The sequence below is a fragment of the Streptomyces sp. SAS_272 genome, assembly GCF_052543235.1.
In genome coordinates, this window is sequence record NZ_JBMNDR010000213.1 from 1 (window position 1) to 1472 (window position 1472).

General features: G+C 75.7%; 1 protein-coding gene. It reads right to left on the reverse strand.

The features are described from left to right. Positions 1-1472 (reverse strand): SpnB-like Rossmann fold domain-containing protein (locus tag ACN6LD_RS42205; RefSeq protein ID WP_445045936.1); only part of this gene is annotated, 1472 nt, incomplete at both ends.

Here is a 1472-nt window from a genome sequence, read left to right on the forward strand (position 1 = left end):
AGGTGCCGGGCTATCTGCAGGGCGGCCATGCCCACGCCGCCGGCCGCCGAATGCACCAGCAGCCGCTCCCCGCGCCCCAGCCCCGCCAGATCCACCAGAGCGTAGTACGCCGTGAGGAAGACGATCGGCGTCGCGGCGGCCTCGGTGAAGGACCATCCCTCGGGGATGAGGACCAGGGTGCGGTGGTCGGTGGCGGCGAGCGGCCCGGTGCCCTCGGAGAACAGACCCATGACGCGGTCGCCGACGGCGACGGAGGTCACCCCGGGCCCCACCTCGACGACCACGCCCGCGCCCTCGCTGCCCATCGGGGCCTCGCCCGGGTAGCTGCCGAGCGCGATCAGCACGTCACGGAAGTTCATGCCCACCGCCCGCACGGCGACCCGCACCCGGCCCGCGGCGAGCGGCTCGACGGCCTGCGGTGCGGGCGTCAGCGCGACGTTTTCCAGCGTGCCCTTGCCGGTGCTGCCCAGCCGCCAGGCCGGCACTGCGTGCGGTGACGCGTGCGGCGGCGCGAGGAGGTCGTCGACGGTGTCCTTGACCAGCCGGTTCGCGTACACGGCGCCCTGTCGGACGGCCATCTGCGGCTCGCCCGAGTCCAGGGCGGTGCGCAGGACGCCGCGGGCGTCGTCCAGGTACGAGGAGAGGTCCGCGTCGCGGTCGAGGTCGAGGTCGAGCAGGACGAAGCAGCCCGGGTACTCGCTCTGCGCGGCGCGCACCAGGCCCCAGACGGCGGCGGCCGGCAGGTCGCGCACGCTCTCTCCGAAACCGGCCGCCACGGCGTCGCGCGTGACGACGACCAGCCGCGATCCGGCGAAACGGTCGTCGGCCGACCATTGCTGAACGACGCGCAGCACCTGCGCGGTCGTCAGGTGCGCGGCCCGGGCCGGGTCGAAGGTCGACGGGTCGGGGGTCGCCGGGTCGGGGGGCGTCGGACACGGCAGGAAGACGGCGTCGGGGACGCCGCCGTCGCTGTCCACGAGGGCCTCCAGGCCGCCCGTGCCGTCGAGGACGGCCCATCGCCGGGCGGTGTCCGCCGCCGCGCCGCGCCCCGCGGTCGCCTGTCCCCCGGCGTCGGCGTCGGCGTCGGCTCCGACGGCGATCCAGTCGAGCCGGTGCAGCACGCTCGGCTCGCCACCGGACACCGCCGCCTGCAGCTGCTGCGCCGACACCGGCCTGAGCGTCAACTCCTCCACGGTGAGGACGGGTTGGCCGGTGGGGTCGGTGGCGGTGATGCGGAGGGTGTCGGGGGCGGTCCGGGCGAGGTGGGCGTGGAGGGTGGTGGGGTGGGTGGCGTGGAGGGTGACGTCGTTCCAGGCGAAGGGGATGCGGATCCCGGCGCCGGCGTCGGCGTCGGCGTCGGTGTCGGTGTCGGTGTCGGTGTCGGCGTCGGCGTCGGGGGTGGTGGCGGTTTCGGGGGTGGTGGCGAGGAGGGCGTGGAGGGCTGCGTCGAGGAGGGCGGGGTGCAGGGGGTG